The organism is Sphaerisporangium sp. NPDC088356, from assembly GCF_040685555.1.
Lineage (GTDB): Bacteria > Actinomycetota > Actinomycetes > Streptosporangiales > Streptosporangiaceae > Sphaerisporangium.
Genome location: NZ_JBFBIK010000226.1, coordinates 1 through 3992, shown reverse-complemented (window position 1 = coordinate 3992; position 3992 = coordinate 1). Strand labels below are relative to the sequence as shown.

4 protein-coding genes are annotated in these 3992 nt (G+C 68.8%); 1 reads left to right on the top strand and 3 read right to left on the bottom strand.

What is annotated here, in order from left to right:
- The coding region (locus tag AB0O34_RS36270) for an extracellular solute-binding protein (RefSeq protein WP_363923449.1) at positions 1–787 on the bottom strand (787 nt) is incomplete at its 3' end.
- 184 nt (positions 788–971) lie between these two features.
- Here AB0O34_RS36270 and AB0O34_RS36265 point away from each other — a divergent pair.
- Complete coding sequence (locus AB0O34_RS36265; protein WP_363923447.1) at positions 972–2000, top strand: LacI family DNA-binding transcriptional regulator; 1029 nt, start codon at positions 972–974, stop codon at positions 1998–2000.
- A 152-nt stretch (positions 2001–2152) separates the two neighbouring features.
- Here AB0O34_RS36265 and AB0O34_RS36260 read toward each other — a convergent pair whose 3' ends face one another.
- Positions 2153–3454: a cellulose binding domain-containing protein gene (locus AB0O34_RS36260; RefSeq protein WP_363923444.1), complete on the bottom strand. Its 1302-nt coding sequence runs from the start codon at positions 3452–3454 to the stop codon at positions 2153–2155.
- A 194-nt stretch (positions 3455–3648) separates the two neighbouring features.
- A partial coding sequence (locus AB0O34_RS36255; protein ID WP_363923442.1) for an RICIN domain-containing protein occupies positions 3649–3992 on the bottom strand: 344 nt, incomplete at its 5' end.

Below are 3992 nucleotides of genomic sequence, written 5' to 3'. Positions count from 1 at the left end.
CCTGCCAGCTGGTGGTCTGGGTGTTGTTGATGACCGAGTTCGGGGCGTACCCCTTTTTCAGCCAGTCGCTCCACAGCGCCACCGCGGAAACCCCCTCCGGGGAGTCCAGCTTGGTGAGCTGGGCGCCCGATCCCCAGAACCAGGGCAGGAACTGGAAGCTGCCCTCCTCGGTGCCGATGGCGGAGAACGTGATGCCCTTCTTGCCCGCCGCCTTCACCTTCTCCAGCGCCGCCGTCAGCGAAGCCCAGTCCTTCACCGAGGCGACGTCCACCCCGCTCTTGTCGAGCACTTCCTTGTTGTAGTAGAGGGCCAGGGTGTTGGCCCCGATCGGGACGCCGTAGGTCTTGCCCTGGCTCTGCCCGGCGGCCAGCAGGTTCGGCGCGATGGCCGAGGTGTCGAGCTTGTTCTCCTCCGTGGTCGTCAGGACCCCGGCCTCGGCCAGCGTGGAGACCACCGGATTGTCCACGATCAGCACGTCGGGCGCGTTGCCCTGCTGCGCGGCCAGCAGCGCCTTGTTGGTCAGGTCGCTGGTGTCATAGGCGGCGCGCTCGACGGTGACACCCGCCTGCGTGCCGCAGGTCTCCAGCAGCTTCACCCACTCGGACCCCTTGTCGTGCTGGGGGTAGGGGTCCCAGATGGTGTAGGTCGCGGCGGTCGCGGCCTGGCTCGCGCTCGCCGGCGCCCCGCTACTGCCGGACGACGCGGAGCACGCGACCAGACCACCCGCGGCCGCCACCGCTGCCAGACCGACGCCGGCCCTACGCCGGCTCGATGCCGCTGATCTCATGATCCTGACCTCCGCTGACGCGTTACGCGGCTGCTTCACCATGTATGTCGAATCGGTTCGACCACGATAAGCCCGTACACTCCGCGCGTCAATGGGACCGGCGAACAGCCGCAGACCAGCTCTTCCTTGCGAACGATTCGACCTACGATGGTGCGTGTCGGTTCGACCATGTGAGGAGCACCGGGTGAACATCGGGGAGATCGCCAGGCGGTCGGGCGTGTCCCGCAGCACCGTCTCCTACGCCTTGAGCGGCAAGCGCCCGGTGTCGGAGGAGACCCGGCAGCGCATCCAGGCGGTCATCGACGAGCTCGGCTACCGCCCCAACGCGACCGCCAAAGCGCTCAAAGAGGGCAGGACCCGCACCATCGCCCTGGTCATTCCCCCGGCCAGCCGGCGCCTGACCGACGTACAGCTCGGCTTCGTGGCCAGCGTCGTCGACGCCGCCGGCCGCGCCGACCTGGACGTCCTGCTGTCCCCCTCGGGCGGCGAGCACGACCGCTCTTTCGAGCGCGTGATCGGCGGCAGGCGCGTGGACGGTGTCGTCCTGATGGAGATACGGCTGGAGGATGACCGCGTCACCCGCCTGCGGCAGACCGGGCTGCCGTTCGTCACCATCGGCCGCAATCGTCACCCCGAGGACATGACCTGGGTCGACATCGACAGCGACATCCTGATCTCCAGATGCGTGCACCACCTGGCCGACCTGGGCCACCGCCGCATCGCCTTGGTCAACCGCTCCGCCGAACTGGTGGCCACCGGGTACGGCCCCAGCTACAGGGCCCAGGCCGGCTTCACGCGCGCGATCGCGGAACGCGGCGTGGAAGGTGTGGAGACGTGCTGCGCCGACGACGCCCAGTCCGGAGTGTCCTGCGTCGAGCGGCTCCTCGACGAGCATCCCGCACTGACCGCCATCGCCACCGTCAACGAGGCCGCCCTGCCTGGCCTGTACCGCGGGATCGAGCACGCGGGCCTGGCGGTGCCGCGGGACTTCTCCATCGCCGGGGTCGCCGCACGGCACCTGGCCGAGAACCTGCACCCTCCGCTCACCGCCGCCGACGTGCCGGCCGACGAGCTCGGCGCCCGCGCCGTCGAGCTGCTCATCGAGCGCATCGCCGATCCCGCCACCCCGCACCGCGACCTCCTCCTCGCCCCGCCCATCTCCCTGCGCGGGACCACCGCACCCGCGCGTCCCCGCGACTCGCCGCTCTCCTGACCGGCCACGGAGGGGCGGCGGCGCCGCGGGACTCCCGGCCACGCCACCGTCCGAGCTCCGGAAGGACTCCCTTTGGTCGCGGCGCCTCGCTGTGAGGCGAGGGCGCCGCGGCCGGGGTCGCGAGTCCGGCGCGTCGCCGCGCCGTCATCGCGTCAGGGGGTGCTGCAGGAAAGGGCGGGCGTGGCCGCCGTGCCGTTGGCGGTGAAGCCGAACGTGGTGCTGCCGTTGGCCGCGACCGAGCCGTTGTAGGACTCGTTGCGGACGCTGACGTTGGCTCCGGAGCCGGAGCGGACGCCGTTCCACAGGCTGTTGATGGTCTGCCCGCCGGGCCAGGTCCACTGGACCGTCCAGCCGTTGACGGCGCTGGTGCCGGCTCGGACGGTGACGGTGGACTGGAAGCCGCCGGACCAGGAGTTCACCGTCTCGATCGTGGCCGCGCATCCACCGGGTACCGGCGTCGGGGTGGGTGTCGGGGTGAGAGTCGGCGTGGGCGTCGGCGTCGGAGTGGGCGTCGGGCTGGGCGAGGGGTTGCTCCCGAACTGGGAGAAGAACTTCCACACCTCTCCCTTGGTCCAGGTCGTGATGCCGCTCTCGGTGTAGGTCCCATCCACCGGGCCGGGCATGTGACCGTTGTCGAACGCGGCCCAGACGACCGGATATCCGGCCCGGCACCCCGAATAGGCGGTGACGATGTGCGTCTTGCTGCCCGAACTCGGCTCGCGCGGGGTCTGGGGGGTGCAGCCGTTGTTCTGGACGAACCGGTCACGCAGCGAGCGTCCCTGCGAGATGTTGAGTACCGTGTCCCCGATGCCGTGCAGCCCCATGTAAGCGATGGGCTGAGTGCCGCCGCTGCACCCGCTGAGCTGGGCGCCGGAGAAGACCGCGACCGCGCGGAAGACGTTCGCCCGGGAGCACGCGATCGAGTAGCTCATGGCGCCGCCGTAGCTGAAACCGGTGGCGAAGAGCTGCGAGGTGTCGACACAGAGGTCTTCCTCGATGCGCTTGATCATGTCGTCGACGAAGACCAGGTCCTCGCCTCCGGAGTTGGCCCAGCCGTTGTTGAAGCCCTGGGGCGCGACGAAGATCGCTTGGTTGTTCGACATCTGCCTGAGTCCATAGAAGGACCAGGGGTAGCCACTGGTTCCGCCGGAGTCGACCTCGGTGGCGGTGCCGCCCAGCCAGTGGAATCCGAAGATCAATCGGTAGGGGGTGTTGTTGTTGTAGTTGTCGGGAAGCCGCAGGATGTAGGAGCGGTTCTTGCCGCTGGTCTGAATCGACTGCGTACCGCTCCTCAGCGTCGGGGTCTTTCCGCATCCGGCGGTCGCCGCGAGGGTGCCGGCGCCGGCGGACGACGTGGCCGCGCCGAGGTCGCTGCTCATCGCCGCACGACCGGTGCCCAGGACGAGAAGTGCCGCGACCGCGACCGCCCCGAAAAGGGATCTTCGCCTTGACATCACACAACTCCGGTTATGGTTCGGGTATCGATGGATCTGGATGAAGAAACCATTCGCTTCTCCCTTATCGGGTGGGAGCATCGGCCCGCCGGCATACGTGATCTCTGATCGGGAAAATGCCGGGCGAATGCACGACAGGTATTTGTTAGCGCTAACATCAGACGGGTGGTGGTCGCGCGTGGGGCCGGGCCGGGTCATACCGCGGTGATGGTCCACTGGTTGTTGGTGCTGGAGTTCGGGGCCCACATCTGCACGGCCGAGCCGGCCGTGGTGAGGCCGGCGCCGTCCAGCGCGGTGCCGGTGCCCCGGTTGATGATCTGGTAGCGGCCGTTGCCGACGTCGTTGAGCCGCCACTGCTGGTTGTTGCCGCCGTTCCAGGCCGACTGCAGGCAGTTGGCGCCGTTGGCGGTGTTGCCCCAGCTGTCGGCGACCATGCCGTTGGTGCGGTTGACGATGCGGTACCACCCGCTGCCCAGGTCCACCAGCTGCCACTGCAGGTTGGTGCTGCCGTCGTAGTTCCACTGCTTGAGCGCCGACC